Origin of the sequence: Butyrivibrio sp. (genome assembly GCF_015056685.1) — a bacterium.
Classification (GTDB): domain Bacteria; phylum Bacillota; class Clostridia; order Lachnospirales; family Lachnospiraceae; genus Butyrivibrio.
On record NZ_SVFW01000017.1, the window covers coordinates 1 to 22,271 of the forward strand.

Annotated in this window: 16 protein-coding genes and 1 pseudogene; 11 read left to right on the forward strand and 6 right to left on the reverse strand. The window is 41.4% G+C overall.

All coding sequences use genetic code 11. The features are described 5' to 3' along the window. Positions 1-76 (forward strand): annotated as a pseudogene (locus E7303_RS18080) (lactate utilization protein); the annotation flags it as partial. A gap of 49 nt (positions 77-125) precedes the next feature. Continuing rightward, positions 126-788 carry an HAD family hydrolase gene (locus tag E7303_RS07640; RefSeq protein WP_292144603.1) on the forward strand — a complete coding sequence of 221 codons (663 nt, stop codon included), beginning with the start codon at positions 126-128 and terminating at the stop codon, positions 786-788. Between the two features lie 465 nt (positions 789-1,253). Here E7303_RS07640 and E7303_RS07645 read toward each other — a convergent pair whose 3' ends face one another. The 4 genes from E7303_RS07645 to murC form a co-directional block, all read right to left on the reverse strand. Continuing rightward, positions 1,254-2,468, reverse strand: coding sequence for a ribose-phosphate pyrophosphokinase (locus E7303_RS07645; protein WP_022775227.1), 1,215 nt, complete (start codon positions 2,466-2,468; stop codon positions 1,254-1,256). After that, positions 2,468-3,451: an ATP-binding protein gene (locus E7303_RS07650; RefSeq protein WP_022775226.1), complete on the reverse strand. Its 984-nt coding sequence runs from the start codon at positions 3,449-3,451 to the stop codon at positions 2,468-2,470. The genes E7303_RS07645 and E7303_RS07650 overlap by 1 nt, the downstream gene beginning before the upstream one ends. Positions 3,452-3,624: 173 nt before the next feature. Further along, the gene (locus E7303_RS07655) at positions 3,625-4,752 is read right to left on the reverse strand and encodes a DnaD domain protein (protein ID WP_292144604.1); all 1,128 of its coding nucleotides are present in this window, start codon (positions 4,750-4,752) and stop codon (positions 3,625-3,627) included. A 308-nt stretch (positions 4,753-5,060) separates the two neighbouring features. Beyond that, a complete protein-coding gene (gene murC / locus E7303_RS07660; RefSeq protein WP_292144605.1) occupies positions 5,061-6,455 on the reverse strand; it encodes a UDP-N-acetylmuramate--L-alanine ligase in 1,395 nt (464 codons plus the stop codon). Between the two features lie 260 nt (positions 6,456-6,715). On the opposite strand from murC, the gene E7303_RS07665 reads away from it, so the two are divergent. The 5 genes from E7303_RS07665 (at position 6,716) to mfd (ending at position 13,744) form a co-directional block, all read left to right on the forward strand. Continuing rightward, entirely contained in the window at positions 6,716-7,984 is a 1,269-nt protein-coding gene (locus E7303_RS07665; RefSeq protein WP_292144606.1) for a glucose-1-phosphate adenylyltransferase, read from the forward strand. A gap of 1 nt (position 7,985) precedes the next feature. Continuing rightward, on the forward strand, positions 7,986-9,104 hold the full coding sequence (glgD, locus tag E7303_RS07670) for a glucose-1-phosphate adenylyltransferase subunit GlgD (protein ID WP_074888405.1): 1,119 nt from the start codon (positions 7,986-7,988) through the stop codon (positions 9,102-9,104). 42 nt (positions 9,105-9,146) lie between these two features. Continuing rightward, on the forward strand, positions 9,147-9,434 hold the full coding sequence (spoVG, locus tag E7303_RS07675) for a septation regulator SpoVG (RefSeq protein WP_022775219.1): 288 nt from the start codon (positions 9,147-9,149) through the stop codon (positions 9,432-9,434). A 122-nt stretch (positions 9,435-9,556) separates the two neighbouring features. Continuing rightward, positions 9,557-10,177: an aminoacyl-tRNA hydrolase gene (pth, locus tag E7303_RS07680; RefSeq protein ID WP_330601642.1), complete on the forward strand. Its 621-nt coding sequence runs from the start codon at positions 9,557-9,559 to the stop codon at positions 10,175-10,177. Next, positions 10,178-13,744 carry a transcription-repair coupling factor gene (gene mfd / locus E7303_RS07685; RefSeq protein WP_292144607.1) on the forward strand — a complete coding sequence of 1,189 codons (3,567 nt, stop codon included), beginning with the start codon at positions 10,178-10,180 and terminating at the stop codon, positions 13,742-13,744. It abuts the gene before it with no gap. A gap of 1,501 nt (positions 13,745-15,245) precedes the next feature. On the opposite strand, the gene E7303_RS07690 is transcribed toward mfd, so the two are convergent. After that, positions 15,246-16,130 carry a hypothetical protein gene (locus E7303_RS07690; RefSeq protein WP_330601643.1) on the reverse strand — a complete coding sequence of 295 codons (885 nt, stop codon included), beginning with the start codon at positions 16,128-16,130 and terminating at the stop codon, positions 15,246-15,248. Between the two features lie 464 nt (positions 16,131-16,594). Then, the gene (locus E7303_RS07695) at positions 16,595-18,328 is read right to left on the reverse strand and encodes an ABC transporter ATP-binding protein (protein WP_292144609.1); all 1,734 of its coding nucleotides are present in this window, start codon (positions 18,326-18,328) and stop codon (positions 16,595-16,597) included. A gap of 150 nt (positions 18,329-18,478) precedes the next feature. On the opposite strand from E7303_RS07695, the gene E7303_RS07700 reads away from it, so the two are divergent. From E7303_RS07700 to grpE, 4 genes are all read left to right on the forward strand, one after another. Then, positions 18,479-19,669 carry a pyridoxal phosphate-dependent aminotransferase gene (locus E7303_RS07700; RefSeq protein WP_292144610.1) on the forward strand — a complete coding sequence of 397 codons (1,191 nt, stop codon included), beginning with the start codon at positions 18,479-18,481 and terminating at the stop codon, positions 19,667-19,669. A gap of 137 nt (positions 19,670-19,806) precedes the next feature. Next, positions 19,807-20,343 (forward strand): DUF6465 family protein, encoded by a 537-nt coding sequence (locus E7303_RS07705; RefSeq protein WP_292144611.1) that lies wholly within the window; start codon positions 19,807-19,809, stop codon positions 20,341-20,343. A gap of 198 nt (positions 20,344-20,541) precedes the next feature. Beyond that, complete coding sequence (gene hrcA / locus E7303_RS07710) at positions 20,542-21,573, forward strand: heat-inducible transcriptional repressor HrcA (protein WP_292144612.1); 1,032 nt, start codon at positions 20,542-20,544, stop codon at positions 21,571-21,573. Positions 21,574-21,666: 93 nt separating this feature from the next. Next, positions 21,667-22,230, forward strand: a complete 564-nt coding sequence (gene grpE, locus E7303_RS07715) for a nucleotide exchange factor GrpE (RefSeq protein ID WP_442861646.1) — start codon at positions 21,667-21,669, stop codon at positions 22,228-22,230. Positions 22,231-22,271: the final 41 nt, after the last annotated feature.

Below are 22,271 nucleotides of genomic sequence, written 5' to 3' on the forward strand. Positions count from 1 at the left end.
GTTTTTGATAACAAGATTCTCAAGACACAAGGACCGTATCCATGTGATCCTTGTTAATGACAACTTGGGATTCTGAAAACTATAAATTGTGGAAAAGCCAGATAAAAAAGTAAGGAATTGTGGATATGCCAGATAAAGATATAAAAGCCGTGATATTTGATTTGGATGGTACGCTTACTGATACCGAGAAGTATTATCAGATAGCATGGCCAAAAGCTTTTGCACATTTTGGATATGAAGCCCCAAAGGATTTTGCCCTTGAACTCAGGTCTCTCGGAAGACCTTTTGCTCCAAAGCGGTTTAAGGAAGTATTTGGAGAAGACTTTGATTATGCAAAGGTAAGAGAGTATAGAAAAGGCCTAGTTGAAGAACTCATAAAAGAGCAGGGGATTCCTCTAAAGCCCGGCGCCAAGGAAATCCTGTCATGGCTCCGCGAACATGGAATCCTGACAGCCCTTGCCACAGCCAATGAATATCCAAGAGCAGAGCGATATCTTAAGAAAATCGACCTGTTTGACTACTTTGACAAGATAATCTGCGCCAACATGGTTGAGCTTGGAAAACCTGCTCCCGATATTTACGCCTATGCCTGCAATGAACTGGGCCTTTCGCCAGAGGAAACCTTCGCAGTAGAAGACTCTCCAAACGGCGTAAACAGTGCATATTCCGCAGGCTGCAACGTCATCATGATCCCCGACCTCACAGAACCCGACGAAGAACTCCGTGGAAAACTATACGCACGTCTCGACAACCTCTTGGATATCAAGAACCTTTTCCTTAAAGCATAACTTCTTGCGAGTGGCATAAAATCCAGAAGTGCCCATAACTTCGGATAGATCTCGGAGTATTCGCAAAGACACAGTAAATATAAAATAATGCGCCTTGTTTTCTTTCATGATTATTCAAAACAGAAAACAAGGCTTTTATTTTATATTAACTGTCTCTATTGCTCATACTAAATCGCTCTATCCGAAGTTATGGGCACTTCTGGATTTATGGTTTACGACACATATAAATACTAATATTTTTTCACAAACAGCAGCCGAACTGAAAGTGTAGGCATAGTGATGTGAACGATTTATTTTGAAATGATGATAAATGGATATAAATAAACCCACAAAAGACTTGTGTTCTGAATAAGTATGAAACAAGTCTTTTGTGGGTGTTTTATGTCCAATTTATCACATTGAAAAATATCAGAGTGAACAGAGCTATGCCTACACTTTCAGCTCGGCTGCGTCTGTTTACAAAACTTAGATCTTTTTCTCGGCTTCAAGGGATGCACGAAGCTCTCCGCTATTGTAGCGCTCAATGATGTTGTTGATACGCTCTACAGGGTTAAGAAGATCACTGATTGATGCATCGTGGTTAAGTGTATCAATAAGGTATGCGATGTATTTACTCATATCGCAGCTGATGTACCATTCACGAGAGAGAAGCTCAGGTGTCTGATAAACAAGGTTAGTAGTGAATACTCTGTCGATGATACCTTCTTCATAAGCCTTGTCGAAGATTTCCAAACCACTTGTAAATAATCCAAATGTTGAGAATGCGTAGATTCTTGCAGCCTTACGCTCTTTAAGAGCTCTTGCTACATCGAGCATGCTCTCACCTGATGAGATCATGTCGTCTACGATGATAACTGACTTGCCCTCAACGCTTGTTCCGAGGAACTCGTGTGAAACGATAGGGTTACGTCCGTTTACAACCTGTGTGTAGTCACGTCTCTTGTAGAACATTCCTACATCGAGGCCAAGTACGCTGGCAAGATAAATAGCTCTGCCCATTCCGCCTTCATCAGGGCTTATTACCATCATGTGATCTGAATCAATCTTAAGATCCCAGACATTGCGAAGGAGTGCCTTAATAAACTGATATGTTGTACGAACGGTCTCAAAACCGTTAAGTGGAATAGCATTCTGAACTCTTGGATCATGTGCATCAAAGGTAATGATATTATCAACACCCATGTTCACAAGTTCTTGAAGAGCGATAGCGCAGTCAAGAGATTCTCTTGAGCTTCTCTTGTGCTGACGTGACTCGTAGAGGAATGGCATGATTACAGTGATTCTTCTTGCCTTGCCTCCAACGGCTGCAATGATTCTTTTAAGATCCTGATAGTGATCATCAGGAGACATATGATTTTCTTGTCCGAAAAGAGAATAGGTCTGTGAATAGTTACATACATCTACAAGAAGATAAAGGTCATCTCCACGAACTGAAGTCCTGATCACACCTTTTGCTTCACCGGTTCCAAACCTTGGTACCTCGGCTTCCAAGATATAAGAAGGACGCTCATAGCCTGTAAATGCAAGGCTACCCTTGTGTTCGTTCTCCCTTTCTGCTCTCCATTTTACGAGATAGTAATCGACTTTCTCTGCAAGGGACTGAACTCCCTTAAGTGGAATAATTCCTAGAGATCCAACAGGAATAGTCTCCAGATTACGTTTCTCTTCTCTTTTTGGCATTACTGAAAATCCTCGCTTTCTTTTCTTGCAATTTTCTTTATTTTTCTAATATCCTGACCTGAAAGTTTCAGGAGTCTGAAATTACTTGTTATCCTCGAAAAGATTCTATCAGAGTATGTATTTTGCAATTGTTCAAGAGAAAGATTTGTGGTAATGATCGTCGCTTTTTTTCTGTTGTCGCGTTCGTTGAGACAGGAGAAAAGCTCAGAAGCCACAAAACTATTTGTACGTTCAGTGCCCAGATCATCGATGATCAGTAACTCACAATTGTACAAATCCTCATAGATCCCCCTAAGTTCCCCCTTATTCTTGTAGTCAAATGAATTTTCAGCCAGTAGTTCAAATAACCCCGTTGAGCTGAAATATATCACCGAATGGCCTTTTTTCAGAAGTTCATTGGCAATACAAACCGAAAGGAAAGATTTGCCAGTACCCACTGTACCATAAATAAATAGATTTTGGTAGTCAGAACCAAAATTATTTATAAATTCTTCAGCAGCTTTTACTGCGCCATGGAATTTTTTAAGGTCCTCACCCTGGTAGTATTTATCTGTTAAAAGCCTGAAATTAGCGCTTTTTGTCAGCATTCTCAAGTTGGATTTATCATAGAGTGTTTCGATTATTTTCTGTTTGAAACAGTGGCATTTTTCATTGCCAATGTAACCAGTATCCTTACAGTCCTGACAGGTATAACCCATATCAAGATAATCTGAAGAAAATCCTGCTTCAGTTAAAAGAATTAGTTTTTGCCTTGCAAGTTCCTCGAGCTCGCGTTTTAGAACAGAGCGGTCAAGTCGCTCGCCTGAGAGAAGTCTTTTGCCGAAAGAAACGCTGGCAGAAGCTGTTTCGTCTTCAAGCTCTTTATAGCCTTCGACTGTCTCATAGACATATCGCTGTCTGTCTTCCAGTTCCTGTCTGTGAAGAGCGCGTCTCTCTTCATATTCATGCATTATTTCATCGTACTGAGCATTAGTTAATGCCATGGTCTGTCCTCCAGTAACCTTTGCACAATATTGCCCTGTACGTGTTTCAGGGAAGGCAAAAGCCGCCGCCGAACCAAAAGTACAGGGCTGATATTATCTGCAGTTCTTATCTGATTCCCCAATCAAGTAAGAGCTATGTTGGTTACAGCTTAGTGAATTTCTAAAAAGTAACCTTAGTTGTCCAGAAGCTGTTTCTCAAGTTCGGCAAAATCATATGTATTCTGCTGAAACTGATTAAAACGGTTCTGGCTGCCGCTAGGGCGAATATATGATTCGTCAGAGCGGATTTTATTTGTGATGGATGATACGGAAGCCTTTGATCTCTTTTTCTTAAGATCAGCGGTAAAGTCTGCATCCAGTCTGGCAATGTCCTCCCTTGAACTTGCCTTCTTTTCATGCCAGCTGCGAAGAATGCTGTCGCAATACTTCAAGCGATTCTTCTGTGTCGCCATAACAGTGCGGTCACAGGCTTCCATAATAATATCCATCGAAAATCCCAACTCCCCAAGCCAAGAACTGATGAAGTTTCCTTCCTTCTCAGTTGGACTGTTTTCCATACCAAGGGCCTTCATGATTCCCAAAATATTAGGGTCATGTTTGTAAATTTCCGCGTGAGCCTGTTTTGGCGTTTTGATGCCTTCCTGATTCCAGTTGATAGCCACCTTTTCTACGTATCTGAAATCAGCTTTATGATTATCGACGCAATACTGCATCAGATAGTCCAACAGATCATCAGAGAATTTAAGCTCATCATGAATATAATAAAGTGTTAATGCTTCAGTAGAAGTGAGAGGTCTTCCAAAATACTGTTCTGCAAGGAATACGATTCCTGCGCCTTCTTCTTCTTTGAAAGCGCGAAGCTGTGCGGCAGAGTATTTAGGCTTTGCCGGAGCTTTTTTGACTTCCTTGGCGACGTGCTCGTGCTCCTCAGCAGTTACTTCATGGATAGGAGGAACAGATCTTAGAACAGTGTCACTCTTTCTTCTTCCGAAGTTTGCAGGAGAAACAATATCCTCCATGTGGATTCCGGTAAGATTTCCTGCACCGTCATATTCAAGTGTGATAAGCCCTTTTTTTTCCCAGTATTTAAGTGCTCGAATTACGTCTTTTTCAGTATGATTGAATTTATCTGCAAGTGCCGAAACGCTGGTGGGCAGATTGGCACTCATCATACGCAGAAGAAAGAGGTAGATCTTAATCTGCGCATCATTTGCGTCTTGCATGTATTCGTCAATGAAAATATTGGAAACATTCGTTGAATCCTCCCCCAAATTATGACTGATTGTTACTCGCCCCATCATATACTATTTCACCTCAAGTTTAGTTACGAAGTTCAAAGATGCATTCTTAAAAATTTGGTGCTCTCTTTCGAACAATTCAAATCTTAACACACAAATTTCTGAAATGATATGGGTAAAAGTAACGAAGAAATCCAGCATTGGCGCGCTTTTCCCAAATTTTATAAATTGTGTGGACAATGTGGATAATGTGGATTATTTTATTAAAAAAATATAAAACAGCCAATCCATCAGTAAAGAATGGAGTGGCTGTTTTCCACTAGAAATTGTTTATTATTTTTTTATAAAAAAAGTGGATATGTGGATAAGTATTATTTACCAAGTAGTTCGTCGCCTATTTTAACAACATCACCGGCACCCATGGTTATCAACAAATCTCCTTTAGTGCAATTTTGCAAAAGGAACTTTTCAATCTCACTAAAGTTTTCAAAAGTTGGCAAATACATACATTCATGGCCAAGTTCTTTTATCTTATCGCACAGTGTTCGTGAGCTTATTCCAAGGTTATCGGTCTCTCTTGCTGCGTAAATATCAGCAAGAACAACGTGGTCTGCCAGGGAAAGAGCGTCAGCAAACTCATTTAAAAGAGCCTTTGTTCTTGTATATGTATGCGGCTGGAATACGCACCATATCTTTTTATGTGGATAGTTCTGGGCAGCAGTAAGAGTTGCCTTGATCTCTGTAGGGTGATGTGCATAATCATCAATGATTGTGATGCCGTGCACTTCCCCTTTATACTCGAATCTTCTGCTTGTTCCGCCAAAGAGAGAAAGGGCTGTAGTAACATGAGCAGGATCAACACTTAATATAGAAGAAACAGCTATAGCAGCAAGGGCGTTATAAACGTTGTGAACGCCAGGAACCGCAAGCTTTATATCAAGTACTAAGCCTCCTTTTAAGTGAGCTTTGAAAGAAGCATTGCCGTGATCATCGTAAGTAATATCAGTAGGATAATAATCAAAAGCATCTGTGGAGCCGTAGGTAACAATTGAGCACTTAAGACCATCAGTGATATACGAAACATTATCAATATCGCCGTTGATAACAAGAGTTCCGTCTTCAGGTAAAAGCTCAGCGAACTTTTTGAAAGAATGTCTGATATCATCAAGGTCCTTGAAGAAGTCCAAATGGTCAGCATCTATATTAGTAATGATACTGATCTTAGGGAAGAAACTTAAAAAGCTATTTGTATATTCACATGCCTCTGTAACAAAATATTCTGATTTACCAACACGGATGTTTCCGCCGATGTCCTTAAACACACCGCCGATTGAAAGAGTAGGATCTGTGTCTGCCTCCAAAAGAATCTTGGAAAGCATTGATGTTGTAGTCGTTTTTCCGTGGGTTCCTGCAACTGCAACAGGGAGATCATAGTGAGTCATGATCTGGCCAAGAAGCTCAGCTCTTGTGAGCATTGGGATGCCAGCCTCTTTTGCCGCCATAAATTCAGGGTTGTCAGGATGAACAGCTGCTGTGTAAACAACTACATCGATAGGTGAGCTGTTTGCGATGTTCTCAGCCTTCTGACCATATACAATGTTTGCGCCCTGGCTTTCGAGCTTTTCTGTCATTTCAGATTTTTTGTTATCTGAACCAGAAACCTTAAAGCCCCTTTCTATTAATATATGGGCAAGACCACTCATAGATATTCCACCGATACCCATGAAGTACACATGTGCCGGTTTATCAAAATTAATTTTGTACATAAAATCCTCGATTCATGAATCTATTTTTCGCATCATATAACGCAATATATTCTAGCACTAATTTTATCAAAGTCAAAAATGGGAGGCGTAATCGTTTAAGTTAAACCATATCTTAATAAAAGAGATTAATTGTGTGTTTTTAGTTTTTTTTTATGATATACTCATTAATAGAAAAAAGCGGTTTTCTGTGGCATGTCAATCGACATGTCTGGTGTATCAAAGTCACGTTCTTGTGACTACAAAATGCAACGAGGTGGAACATGATAAAAAAAGAAATGATCGCCATGCTGCTGGCAGGGGGCCAGGGCAGCAGATTGGGAGTGTTAACTGCCAAGATGGCAAAGCCTGCAGTTTCATTTGGGGGAAAGTACAGAATCATCGATTTCCCACTTAGTAACTGCATCAATTCTGGAGTGGACACTGTGGGAGTTCTTACACAGTATCGTCCCCTAAGACTTAATTCTCACATTGGTATAGGTATCCCGTGGGACCTCGACCGTAATTTTGGTGGAGTAACTGTACTCCCTCCTTACGAGAAGAGTTCTAATAGTGAATGGTATACCGGTACAGCCAATGCTATTTACCAAAACCTTGAATATATGGAAAATTATAATCCGGATTATGTTTTGATCCTTTCAGGTGATCATATATATAAGATGGATTATGAAACAATGCTTGATTTCCACAAGGCAAGTCATGCGGATGCTACGATCGCAGTTATGCCTGTTCCTATGGAAGAGGCCAGCAGATTCGGTATTATGATCACCGATGAAAATAAAAAGATTGTAGATTTCGAGGAGAAACCTGAGCATCCACGCAGCAATCTTGCTTCTATGGGTATCTATATTTTCTCATGGAAAGCTTTAAAAGAGGCACTTATAGCTAATAAGGATCAGGCAGGCCTTGACTTTGGTAAGCATATTATTCCTTATTGTAAGGAAAAGGGCCAGGCTCTTTATGCTTACGAGTTTGATGGATATTGGAAGGATGTAGGAACACTTACATCTTACTGGCAGGCTAACATGGAGCTTATCGATATAGTTCCTGAGTTTAACCTGTATGAAGAATATTGGAAGATTTACACAGCCAGCGACGTTCAGCCGCCTCAGTACCTTGGACCAGATAGCGCAATTGAGCGCAGTATCGTAGGTGAGGGCTGTGAAATTTACGGTAAGGTTTATAACTCAGTTATAGGCCCCGGCGTAAAAATTGGAAAAGATACAGTTGTAAGCCACTCTATTATTATGAATGAAACAGAGATTGGTGAAGGCTGCAACATAGAAAAAGGAATCATTGCTGAGAAGGTTAAGATTGGTAACAACGTCAAGATTGGAGCCTTCGAGGAAAAAGAGAATGAGACAAAGCCAAGCATATACTGTGAAGGTCTCTGCACTGTCGGCGAGAAATCTGTTATTCCAAACGATGTGACAATCGGTAAGAACATCATGATTTCCGGTATTACTACTGCTGAAGATTATCCAAACGGAATACTTGAAAGCGGCAGAACATTAGATAAGGCAGGTGATTGACATGAGAGCGATTGGCATTATTTTAGCAGGTGGTAGCAGTAGCAGAATGCAGGAGCTCTCCAAGAAAAGAGCAGTCTGCGCTATGCCTGTAGCAGGATTTTACAGAAGTATCGATTTTGCACTGAGTAATATGACAAACTCTCATATTCAGACAGTTGCAGTATTTACGCAGTACAATGCAGGAAGTCTTAATTCACACTTAAGTTCTTCAAAGTGGTGGGATTTCGGACGTAAGCAGGGAGGTCTTTACGTATTTACTCCTGCTGTTAAGGCATCAGGAAACCTCTGGTACAGAGGAACAGCTGATGCGATCGCGCAGAACCTTGACTTCTTAAGGGGCTGCCACGAGCCATACGTTATCATCACTTCCGGTGACTGCGTTTATAAAATGGATTATGCAAAGCTTCTTGAATACCACATTCAGAAACAGGCAGATATTACAGTAGTATGTAAGGACATGCCTGCTGACATTGATACTGAGAGATTCGGAACCATCAGAATGAACGAGGAGAGCCGAATCGAAGAGTTCGAGGAAAAGCCTGTAGTATCAAGGTCCAATACCATTTCATGTGGTATCTATGTAATAAGAAGACGCCAGCTCATCGAACTTATTGAAAGAGCTGAAGAGGAAGAGAGATACGACTTCGTTAGAGATATTCTTGTAAGATACAAGGATATGAAACGAATCTATGGATACAAGATAAAAGAGTATTGGAACAACATCGCTTCTGTAGAGGATTATTACAGAACAAACATGGATTTCCTCAAACCAGAGGTAAGACAGTACTTCTTCCGTGAGTATCCTGGTATCTACACAAAGGTAGTTGATCTTCCACCTGCAAAGTACAACGTGGGAGTTAACGTTAAAAACAGCCTTATATCCAGTGGATGTATCATCAATGGTGCAATAGAAGATTCCGTTATTTTCAAGGGGGCATTTGTCGGAAACAACTGTTACATCAAGAACTCGATCATCCTCAATGACGTTTACATCGGCGACAATTCTCATATTGAGAACTGCATCGTTGAAAGTCATGGAACAATTCAGGCAAATTCTTACTACAAAGAGGAAAACGGCATAAAGATTGTAGTTGAGAATAATGAGAGATACGTATTGTAATTTTTTACATTATTAACTGTTATGACCGAGAGGGGGTACATGATGAAAATCACAGACGTAAGAGTTAGAAAAGTCACAAAGCAGGGAAAAATGCGTGCAGTAGTATCAGTTACTTTTGACAATGAATTTGTAGTTCATGATATAAAGGTAATTGAAGGAGAAAGAGGACTGTTCATCGCGATGCCAAGCAAGAAGTCAACTGACGGCGAGTATCGTGATATCGCTCATCCAATCAATTCTGACACACGTAAGATCTTACAGGATACTATTCTTGATGCTTACGACAAGGCAGCAGTAGAAGAAACGGCAGATGGAGAAGTTACAGAATAATCCATATCTACTTGCTTAAATTAACAGAATAATGGTATAGTGGAAACAATTAAATGGGGCTTAAGGTACATTATGTACTAAGCCCCATTTATTTCGGTGTATAAAAGGGGAAAATAAGCGTGTTGGGGATTTTTAAGAGATTATTTGGTAAAAAAGAAGAGGAAACAGGAAGAATGTTTGTAATAGCGGGACTTGGAAACCCTGAAAAGAAATACTTTGGAACAAGACATAACGTGGGCTTTGCAACAATAGATGCCCTTTCAGATAAATATGGAATAGAGCTTACTGAGACTAAGTTCAAGGCAGCTTTTGGAAAAGGAAGAATTGGTAACGAGAGAGTTATCCTCGTAAAGCCTCTTACCTATATGAACCTTAGCGGTGAAGCCATCAGACCGATCTGCGATTATTTTAAAGTGGATACAAAAGAAGAACTTATAGTCATATCCGATGACGTGGAGCTGGATGCAGGAAACATAAGAGTAAGACCAAAGGGCAGCGCCGGCGGACATAACGGACTTAAGAACATAATCGCCCAGCTTGGACACAGTGAATTTAACCGTGTCCGTGTGGGAGTGGGTAAAAAACCTAAAGAATACGATATGGTTGACTGGGTACTTGGCCACTTTGAGGGCGAGGATCAGGTATCTATAAAAGAAGGAATAGATTTAGCAGCATCTGCAGTTGTTGAGATAATGGAAAATGGCGTCGACAGCGCCATGAACAAGTTTAATGGTAAAAAATAAATGAGAGCGATCACAACTCCTTTACATGAGTTAACTGAATTTGAAGAAATTAATAAGTACCTTGAGAAGCCTTTTGCCTGCGCAGAAGTTACAGGTTGCGTGGATTCTCAAAAGCTCCATTTCATCGACAGTCTTGGGGCTGATTTTAAGTACAAGATCATCGTGACTTATTCTGACCTTCGGGCAAAAGAGATCTATGAGGATTACAAGTTTTATGACAAGAATGTCACTGTGTATCCGGCAAAAGACCTTATCTTTTACCAGGCTGATGTTCACAGCAATGAGATTGTAAGACAGAGAATAAGATGCATGAGAAGACTTATCGAGGGAAGGCCTGTAACAGTGGTCACCACCTTCTCTGCCCTTATGGCGCCTCAGATAAAGCCTGAGATCATAAAGGAAAACATCCTTTCAATCGACAGACATAAGCCTGTTGATGAGACAGAGATCACCAAAAAGCTGGTAGCCATGGGCTATATCAGGAACTATCAGGTTGAAGGCCCGGGCGAATTTTCTGTTCGTGGTGATATTGTGGATGTCTTTGACCTGACTGAGGATAACCCTTACAGAATAGAACTGTGGGGGGATGAGATACAGTCTATCAGAAGCTTCGACATTCTTTCTCAGAGATCCCTTGAAAAGCTGGAATCAATTGAGATTTATCCTGCATCTGAGATTATCCTTGATGAAGATAAGCTTCAGGAAGGAATGAAAAGGATCCAGGAAGAAACTGACAGATGCGTCGAGGTACTGCGCTCGGAGTTTAAGACCAAAGAGGCACACCAGCTTAAAACTCAGACTGAAGAACTTAGGGAGCAGCTCTTTGAACTAAAGACATCAGTTAACCTTGAGAGCTATATCAGATATTTCTATGAGGATACGGTAACCATTCAGGAAATGTTCCCTAAGGGAAAGAGCTGTATCTTTATCGATGAGCCCGGAAGAGTGGCAGAGCACGCCATGGCAGTTGAAGCTGAGTTCAGAGAGAGCATGACCCACAGAGCAGAAAAGGGATATGTTCTTCCGGGACAGATGGATCTTTTGTATGGGACTGATAACTGCGTCAGCAGAATGGCGAACGGCAGAAGAGTTATCATTTCTTCGTTACCTATCCCCAAGAGCCAGAATATCTTTTCACCGGAAAAGAGCTGGGATATAAAGGCAAGGAGTGTAGCGCCCTACAACAACAGTTTTGAGTCTCTTGTAAAAGACCTGAAGTCTTACGTGAAGCAGGGCTACAGAGTGCTTATTCTCTCAGGTTCCAGAACCAGGGCAAAAAGAATTGTTGATGACCTAAGGGATAACCTTGTCAGCGCATTTTATAGCGAAGACCCAGGAAGAGTACTAAAGCCCGGCGAGATTATGACTTACTACGGCAGGATACTAAAGGGCTTTGAGTACCCTGATATTAAGTTTGCAGTAATTGCTGAGTCAGACATTTTTACCGAGCATACCAAGAAGAGAAAAAAGAAAAAGAGCACCTATAAGGGTGAGAAGATATCTGACTTTGCAGACCTTAAGATCGGTGATTACGTGGTTCATGAGGACCACGGACTTGGTATCTACAGAGGTATTGAGAAGATTGAGACAGACCATGTGGTAAAGGATTACATTAAAGTTGAATATGGAGATGGTGGAAATCTCTATATTCTTGCGACAGGTCTTTCTGTTATTCAGAAATATGCTTCCGGCGGCGACGACAGCGAGCACACCCATAAGCCCAAGCTCAATAAGCTTGGAAGCGGCGACTGGAGCCACACTAAGGCGAAGGTCAAGGCAGCAGTTGAGGAAGTGGCTCAGGACCTTGTTGAGCTTTATGCAAAGCGCCAGCAGGCTGTTGGATATCAGTTTGGAAAAGACACTGTGTGGCAGCAGGAGTTTGAGGATGCTTTCCCTTATCAGGAGACAGATGATCAGCTTACGGCCATAGAGGATACAAAGAGGGATATGGAGTCCACCAAGACCATGGACAGACTTATCTGCGGAGACGTTGGCTTTGGAAAGACAGAGATTGCCATAAGGGCTGCCTTTAAGGCGGTTCAGGACGGCAAACAGGTTGCAGTCCTTGTTCCTACTACTATTCTCGCGCAGCAGCATTACAATACATTTTCAGAAAGAATGCGTGATTTCCCTGTAAGAGTGGACCTTATGTCCAGATTCAGGACTGCAGCGGAGCAAAAGAAAACCGTTCAGGACCTGCAAAAGGGACTTGTGGATATTGTCATTGGAACCCACAGACTTTTGTCAAAAGATGTGAAGTACAAGGATTTGGGACTGCTTATTGTGGATGAGGAGCAGCGTTTTGGCGTTACCCACAAAGAAAAGCTAAAGACACTAAAAGAGAATATTGATGTTCTCACTTTGTCAGCGACACCTATTCCTCGTACCCTTCATATGTCACTTGTGGGTATCAGAGAGATGAGCGTCCTTGAGGAAGCTCCAAATGACAGAATGCCAATTCAGACCTATGTTATGGAGTACAATGACGAGCTTGTAAGAGAGGCCATTGTCCGAGAGCTTTCAAGGAATGGTCAGGTTTACTATGTTTACAACAGAGTAAATACCATTGCTGATATGGCGGCTCAGATACAAAAGCTTGTACCGGAGGCCAATGTTGCTTTTGCCCATGGACAGATGAAAGAGTCTGAACTTGAAAGAATCATGTACGACTTCATTGATGGAACCATCGATGTGCTTGTTTCAACAACTATCATTGAGACGGGACTTGATATCCCTAATGTTAATACAATGATAATCCACGACTCTGATAAGATGGGACTTTCACAGCTCTATCAGTTAAGAGGAAGAGTTGGTCGTTCCAACAGGACAGCTTATGCATTCCTTATGTATAAGAGAGATAAGATGCTAAAAGAAGTAGCTGAAAAGCGACTTTCCGCCATCAGAGAGTTCACTGATCTTGGAAGCGGATTCAAGATTGCCATGCGTGACCTTGAGATCAGAGGAGCTGGAAGCCTTCTTGGAAGAAAGCAGTCAGGCCACATGCAGGCAGTAGGATATGACCTGTATTGCAAGATGCTTGGAGAAGCAGTCAGGATCAAGAAAGGCGACAGCACAGACGATGAGCTTCTTAATGCTATCAACACCAGCATTGATCTTGATGTGGATGCTTTCATTCCTAATGAATATATCATGAACGAAGAGCAGAAGCTCGAAATATATAAGCGAATAGCAACACTGGAAAACCAGCAGGAATGCGATGATATGAGAGATGAGCTCATAGACAGATTCGGAGAAGTGCCTCAGGCAGCAGATAACCTTCTTAGGATATCTCTTTTGCGCTCCAAGGCCCATTCACTCTACATTCCGGAAATCAAAGGTGGAAACGGAACCATAGAGTTTAAGATCAATCCAAACGCCAAGATTGACGCCGGCAAGATACCGGGCTTCATAGCTTCCTACAAAGGAAATATGGCTTTCCACAGCGCCGGAATACCAGTGTTTGTCTACAAGTACCAAAAGGACGGCAATCCAACCAAAGCCGGACAAAAACTCCTCGAAGATGCCGAGGAGATTGTGGAAAAGATGAGAGCACTCGTCAGGGAATAATACTTTCATTTTTGAAGTATAGATGGTGGCTTCGTACGCCACCATTGACTGAACCTGAGGAAAACGCCTTTGTCTGCGAGCCGACGGTGAGGATGATGGGAACAGTAGTCAGATTCATGCACCGTCGGATCCAGCATTGTAGCGTTTTCCTCAGAACCCGTCAATGGCAAGCACCTTGCGGTGTGTCTGGTTTAAGGTGCCTCAGGCTCTGAATCCGAGAACAGTAGAAGTGGCTAGTTTCAAGGAATCATGGGCATATAGCTAGTTTTTAATAGCTCGGCCACCCAAAATAAAACCGTTTTTGGGCTCATAGCCGGATATCAGGCTTGCAGCCACCCCTCACCATGGCTTTTATCACAGGCGATTGGGCATATACGGTAATTATCCGTCCGCAGCCACCCTTTTAACGGGTGGCCCGCAGCTTGAAATCGGCCTATAAGCCCATTTGAAGTTCGTGAGGGGTGGCTGGCTTCGCAAAAAGCTGCTATATACCCAAAATAGTAAAGAATCGTAGGTGGCTGGAAGCTTTACAAAGCGCTATATGCCCAAAGCAATTTCTATTGGTTGGCGATTCAAATTGGATAAATGTGGGATTAATTGAGATGTGGGATAAGATCAAAAAAACTGTAACGTTTATCCTATTATGTCATAGCGATCATGCTGCGATGTAGGATAACAGCAAAAGATTTGTAATACTTATTCCACTCTATCCAAGCCGATTTCCAGAGCTGTGGGATAAAACATGAAATTCTATCGGAGTTATCCCACATCATCGCATACATCTTTCATACATCACTCAAAAATCTTCTCCTAACTCTGGATTGTCACAGTGAAATGGGTATATAGCTATACTTTTTAAGTTACGACATCCATCGGGAGAATTCTCGGTAAGGGAAAATGGGTATATACGAGAAAAAATAGAACTACACATCCATTGAATGAGTGATATGAGACGATCAACCACCTATAAAAGGGTGTGTGAACTTCAAAAAGTCCGTATATACCCAAAATCACAAGTCAGAAATCTTGGTGAGTGATGCTGTAATCTCAAAATCAAGCTATATACCCAAAACAGCATTTTCGCTCTCATTACATGGGGAGTCGCGAGCATATAGCACTACGCATTCTTGAAAGTGGCCACTTCTGATGTTTCTGGATTCAGAGCCCGAGGCACCTTAAAGTAGCCGCCCCTACTGTTCCTGGATTTGGAGCCTGAGGCACTTTAATGCAGCCACACCGCAAGGTGCTTGCCATTGACGGGGTCTGAGGAAAACGCTACAATGCTGAATCCGACGGTGCATGAATGAAGCTACTGTTCCCATCATTCTCACCGTCGGCTCGCAGATAAAGGCGTTTTCCTCAGGTTCAGTCAATGGTGGCGTACGGAGCCATTACTTACGTATATACAAATAAAGAGGATACTTGTCCAACCAATCTGGTTGGCAAGTATCCTCTCTTTAATATACAGTGTAGAAAAGAACTGTAAAGAATTGATTCTTTTTTATTTAAATGCTGCAGGTCTTGGCCTGTTGACCTGGATTATCTTGGAAGCTTCAAGATTTCTCATGAGAAGGAGCCTTGCCTCTCCGATGTACTCGGGCTTAATCATGTAGTGACAGTACGTCTCGATTAGAGAAAAGAGATTAGCGGTTCTACCCTCAATCTTGAAGTTGTTGATTCCCATTGGTACATATTTTTCCCATATAAGCTCAGGAGAAACATATGTAGAGTAATCCTGAATTGTATAGATGCAGTTTTTGTCACCATACTCACATTTCCAGGGAATCAGCGGCTTTTGTTTATCCTTCGGAAGAAGACGGTTTTCTTTTACTATCTCCTGGTTGAGCGCAATGTTCTTGTAGTGATCGCCTCTTCTTTTGCAATCGGGAACACAAAGGGCGTTTACCAGCACTTCAAGTTTTTCTTTATGATGAATCTGCTCAATAAGATCCCACTTGTTGTTCATGTTGTAATCAAGAACTACGTATTTATAATCCTTATCAAGCTCTGCGTTCAGGCTGTCTAAATCTTTTATTTCCTTGCAGGTTGTAGAATCAATCTTATATGAAGGATATTTTGCCCTTATGAACTCTTCAAGAAGCGGCGAGAACACCAACACTTCATTCATGCCATTGTTTCCTGCTTCCATGCAGAAATTACAGAATGGATCCCTTAAATCTTCCTCAGTAATAAGTGGATTAGTAAATGTGAATCGCACAGGTATGTGATTGGCATTTATGCTCTTTATTACATTCTGAACAAAAGCTCTGTCGCACTGATCATCAGCTATCAGCCTTCCTCCATTCCAAAGTGAAAATGGAAAAGAGCCAAAAAATGATGCAATCTCAACACCTTCTCTAAAATAATGCGGGTACTGTTTCATCATACTTATCCAAAACATATTTAGCGGATAATTATACCTCAGCCCCGGCAAGTGAAAACGAACATTCCCCATAACTATACACCTCGCGAAAAAACTTATATCATAACTTTACCCATTTTCAGTCGCCCCCGCCAATCACATATTGCTATAGAACCACTATTTTTCAAAATCGTTCACATCACTATGCCTAACACTTTCAGTTCGTCTGCTGTTCTTGCAAAAAAATTTTTCTTTATATGTGTAGTAAAGCATAAATCCAAAAGTGCCCATACCTTCGGATAGAGCGATTTAGTATGAGCAATAGAGACAGTTAATAAATAATAAGAGCCTCATTTCCTGTTTTGAATAAGCATGAAAGGAAATGAGGCGAATTATTGTGAATTTACTGTCTCTTTGTGAATACTCCGAGATCTATCCGAAGGTATGGGCACTTCTGGATTTTATGCCACTCGCAAGAAAGTGTTGATTCAGACTTTTCCGAGCTGCATGCGGTAGTACTTTTCGTAGAGACCACCTTTTTTGATGAGCTCTTTGTGAGTGCCCCGCTCTTTGATGCCGTCTTCGTCAAGGACGATGATCTCGTCGGCGCCAAGGATTGTTGAAAGCCTGTGGGCAATTGTAATGGTGGTCCTTCCAACCGAGAGTTTATCAAGACTTTCCTGAATGTATCTTTCGCTTTCGTTGTCGAGAGCGCTGGTTGCCTCATCAAGGATCAGGATTGGCGGGTTCTTAAGGAACACTCTTGCAATGGCGATACGCTGTTTCTGACCTCCGGAGAGCCTTGCGCCTCTTTCTCCAACCTCAGTATCAAAGCCATTTGGAAGGCTTTCAATGAAATCTAAGAGATCAGCATTTTTTGCAGCATCCACAATTTCTTCCATTGTGGCATCCTGCTTACCGTATGCAATATTTTCTTTTACCGTTCCATTAAAAAGATATACATCCTGCTGAACGATTCCGATGAAGGAGCGAAGAGACTTCTGAGTCACGTCTCTAATGTCAGTACCGTCAATAAGGACAGAGCCTTCTGTGACATCGTAGAATCTTGGAAGAAGGGAGCAAAGCGTTGTCTTTCCGCCGCCTGAAGGCCCAACTATGGCAACTGATTTTCCAGCTTCCACATGTAAGTTTATATCTTTTAACACTGCTTCATCTTCTTCATATGAAAAGCTTACGTTCTTATAATCGATAACGCCCTTAACGTCCTTAAGTTCTCCCGCATTTTCTTTGTCCACGATCTCAGGCATGGTATCCATAACCTCGCGGAATCTTTCAAAGCCGGCAAGCCCCTTCTGGAGCTGCTCCGTAAATTCAACAAGAACATTTACCGGATTGATGAAAATATTAATGTAAAGAGCGTAGATAGCAAGGTCTTCGCCGGTGAGCTGGCCCTTGGCTATAAAGAAGCCGCCTGCCACAAGCACTGTCACGAACATAAGGCCTTCGAACAGATTATTTCCGGAATGGAATTTGGCCATCTGACGGTAATTTGCCTGCTTGGAGTCAAGGAATGCGATGTTGGATTCATCAAATTTCTTTTCCTCAATTTCCTCACCGGTAAAAGATTTAACGACTCTTATTCCACCTAATGTGTCCTGGAGAGATGAGTTGATACCTGCAATCTTTCTTCTGTTGTCAGAGAAAGTCGCGCGCATTTTACGGTTCTGACTAACTGAGAAAACAGCCATGCATAATACAACGGCCACAAGGCACAGAGTCATAGGCACATTTATTCTCATAAGAAGAATGAAAGAGCCAACTATTTTTACTACTGAAATAAAGATGTTCTCCGGGCCGTGGTGGGCAAGTTCGGAAATATCGAACAAGTCGGACACGAGCTTACTCATCATTTCGCCGGTGTTGTGGGTGTCATAGTAGGAAAAAGAAAATGCTTCAAATCTCTCAAACAGATCATGCCTCATTCCTGATTCCATCCTGGCGCCCATCATGTGACCCTGATAAGTAACATAGTATTTGCAAAGTGATCTGACTATGTACATGATGACAAGGCCAAGCGCAACAAGCCCCAAACGACTCAAGATGACTTTTGGCTCTTCAAGGAAAAGAGTGCTTCTTAAGATCCTCAAAAACTGAGGAAAAGCCAGATCTATCACAGAAAGAATCGACGCGCATACAAGATCAAATATAAAAACGCCAATATATGGTTTGTAGTAGGGGATAAATTTTTTAATAAGCTTCATAATATGCTCCTCAAAATAGTGTTATGGATAATTTTACATTGTGCGCTATTTATTATCAAGCACTTGAATAGTAAACTTTAGCGCTGTAAATGGTTAAAACTATGTGGTATAATGTGAGTCAGTTTAAAATGATTTTGTCAGGAGGCAGATATGATCAATCAGCAGTACAAAGAAATGCTTGGGGCTAAATCTGTTATCAGAGAGCTTTCAGAATATGCAACAGCCAGGGGAAAAGAAATCGGATATGAGAATGTTTTTGATTTCAGCCTGGGAAATCCAAGTGTAGAAGTTCCAAAAGAGTTTACAGAGGAAATGATACGTCTTTTGCAGAATGAGGATACAATGACTCTCCACGGATATACTCCAAGTCTTGGAAACCCTCTTTATAAGGAAAAGATAGCTGAGTCTTTAAATGAGCGCTTTGGAATGAATTATGGTCCGGAGCACATTTTCCCTACTACCGGAGCTGCAGGCGCAATAGCTCATGCTGTAAGAGCTGTCACTGAGCCCGGGGATGAGATGATCACATTTGCTCCATTTTTTCCTGAGTATTTTCCATATATTAAGGGCGCAGGTGTAGAGCTTAAAGTTGTTCCTGCAGATACAGACACATTCCAGATCAACTTTGACAAGTTTGAGGAACTGCTTGGCGATAAAGTTATGGCGGTTCTTATCAATACTCCGAACAACCCTTCAGGCGTTGCCTATGGTACTGCAACACTTACCAAACTTGCAGATATATTAAAGAAGAAATCAGCTCAGTACGGACACACTATCTTCCTTATTTCTGATGAACCATACAGAGAGATAGTTTTTGAAGGCGCTGATACTCCATATGTTTCAAAGTTCTATGACAACACACTTAGCTGCTATTCATTTTCAAAGTCTCTTTCTCTTCCGGGAGAAAGAATCGGATATGTTGCAGTAAATCCAGCCTGCGAGGGCGCAGAGTATATCGTTCCAATGTGCGGACAGATATCAAGAGGCACAGGCCACAACTGCCCTCCATCAATAATCCAGCAGGCAGTTGCAAAAGTATGCTCACTTACAGCAGATCTTTCCGTGTACGAGACCAATATGAACATAATCTACAAGACACTTAAAGAACTTGGATTTACTGTGGTCAAGCCTGACGGAACATTTTATATCATGCCAAAGGCTTTAGAAGAAGATTCCATCAGCTTTTGCAAGAAGGCCATGGACTATGATTTGATATTTGTGCCTGCTGACGGCTTTGGTGCTCCGGGATTCTTCAGAATGGCTTACTGTATTGATACTGAGAAGGTTGAAAGAGCCATGGTACGCCTTCGCGAGTTTGTCAAAGACAATTACTCCGCATAATATGGGCATAGGTGATAATTTTTATTTCATAAATGCGTTGACAATGCGGTTTAAACAGAGTAAACTCTATTTCGTAAATGACTTCACTGTTTTAAAGAGTTACATAAATCAAGTGTGATTTTGAGGAGGGGACAAAAATGCCTGAAGTAAAGAAGACAACTTCTTCTGTTAAGCCAGCGACAGCAACAAAAGCTCCTGTAACAGAAGTAAAAAAATCTGAAGTTAAAGAACTTACTGAAGCTATCATCAAGGAAGAAGCTAAAAAAGAAGCTGCTAAGAAGCCTGCTGCAAAGAAGGCCGCTGCTAAAAAGCCAGCTGAAAAGAAAGCTGCTCCTGCAAAGAAAGCTGAGCCTAAGAAAGCAGAAGCAAAGGCTGAGAAGAAGCCTGTAGCAAAGAAAGCTACAACTGCAAAGAAGGCTGCTCCTGTAAAGAAAGCTGCTACTAAGAAAGCTGCTCCTGCAAAGGCAGAAGAGATCAAGGTTAGCATCGAGCTTCAGTATTCATACAAGCATATTCCATATGAAGATCTTATTCAGAACTCCAAGAATAACTTCCAGTATGAAATGGGTGGAAATGTTGATGAGATCAAGAAACTCAGCATTTATGTAAAGCCTGATGAAGACGCTGCTTATTATGTAGTAAATGATAAGGTTCAGGGAAGAATCGGCTTATAATTCTGGCGCGTATATAACGCTCTCTACGAAAGTAGGGAGCGTTTTTTTCTTAATATTTATTTTATAAAAAGCGCTGTTGACATTACACTCTCATAGTGCTATTTTAAGTTACAGAAGATATTAGCACTCGAATCGAGTGAGTGCTAACATCTAAACCATTCCGATGAATTTAACCGGTGAATGCATAGGAAGGGCAATATGGAATTAGATGAGAGAAAAAGAAAAATACTTCATGCAATAGTTAAGAACTACCTTGAAACAGGAGAACCAGTTGGTAGCCGTACTATTTCCAAGTACACGGATCTTAATCTTAGCTCTGCAACAATCAGAAATGAAATGGCTGACCTTGAAGAGATGGGACTTATCTTACAGCCTCATACATCAGCAGGCCGTATTCCTTCTGATCAGGGTTATCGAGTATATGTTGATGAGATGCTCCGTGACAAGGAACAGGAAGTTGAGAACATGAAGGAAATGCTCCTCGACAAAGAGGAGAAGCTTGAGAATCTGCTTAAGCAGGTTGCCAAGACACTGGCGGTAGATACCAATTATGCAACAATGATATCTGCTCCGCAGATCAGAAAAAATAAACTTAAGTTCATACAGATAAGTAAGGTTGATGAAGGACATCTTCTGGCGACAATAGTTATAGAAGGAAATGTCATCAAAAATAAGATCATTCCGGTTGAAGAAGTCTTAGACGATGCAACAATGCTTAAGCTGAACATCCTTATGAACACAAGGCTTGACGGACTTGCTGTAGAGGATATAAATCTTGGCCTTATAGCTGCAGTTAAGCAGGAAGCTGGAATCCACAGCGAGATAATAGGCAACGTTATTGATGCGGCTGCCGAATCTATTACAGCTGATGAGGACCTTCAGATATATACAAGTGGTACCATGAACATCTTCAAGTACCCGGAACTTACAGATTCCACCAAGGCCAGTGAACTTATCAGTACCTTTGAGGATACCAAGGATCTTTCAAGTATCGTAGAGGATACACTTTCCTCCGATTCTGATGAGACAGGTATTCAGGTATATATAGGTAATGAGACACCGGTTCAGGCTATGAAGGATTGCAGTGTTGTAACAGCAACCTATGAGCTTGGGGATGGAATGAAGGGAACTGTTGGTATCATAGGTCCCAAGAGAATGGATTACGATAAAGTTATTTCAACATTAAAGAATATGAGACATGCGCTTGATGATCTGTATAAAAAGGATTAGCGCAGCTAATATAGACAAGTGTTAGGAGGCAATGAATTGAGCAATAAAAAGAAGCATGTAAGCGAACAGGAAAAAGAAGTTCTTGAAAATATCATGGAAGACCTTGAAAAAGAAGCCAAAGAAAAAGAGGCTGCTGAAAATAAGGAATCAGCTTCAGAAGAAGTAAAGGAAGAAGCTGAGAAATCTGAAGAAAAAGAGCCTTCCAAAAAAGAGAAGAAAGATCCTTTAAAAGAGAAGCTTGATGAACTCAATGACAGACTTATAAGACAGGTTGCTGAGTTTGATAATTTCAGAAAAAGAACTGACAGAGAAAAAGCTCAGATGTTTGAACAGGGACAGGGCAGTGTATTAGAAAAGCTTCTCCCTATCGTAGATAATTTCGAGCGAGGACTTGCAGCAGTTCCGGAAGACGAAAAAGACGGAGCCTTCGCAGATGGTATGAACAAGATTTATAAGCAGCTTACCAAGCAGCTTGAAGATCTTGGAGTAACCCCTATTGAAGCCGTGGGAAAGGAATTTGATCCAAATCTCCACAACGCTGTAATGCAGGTTGAAAGTGAAGAGTATGAATCAGGTATTGTAGCACAGGAACTTCAAAAGGGATATAAGTTCCACGACACCGTGCTCAGACACAGCATGGTTGGTGTTAGCAAATAAGTTATATAGATGATTACAAATGCACAGCGTTTTTTAAGCGT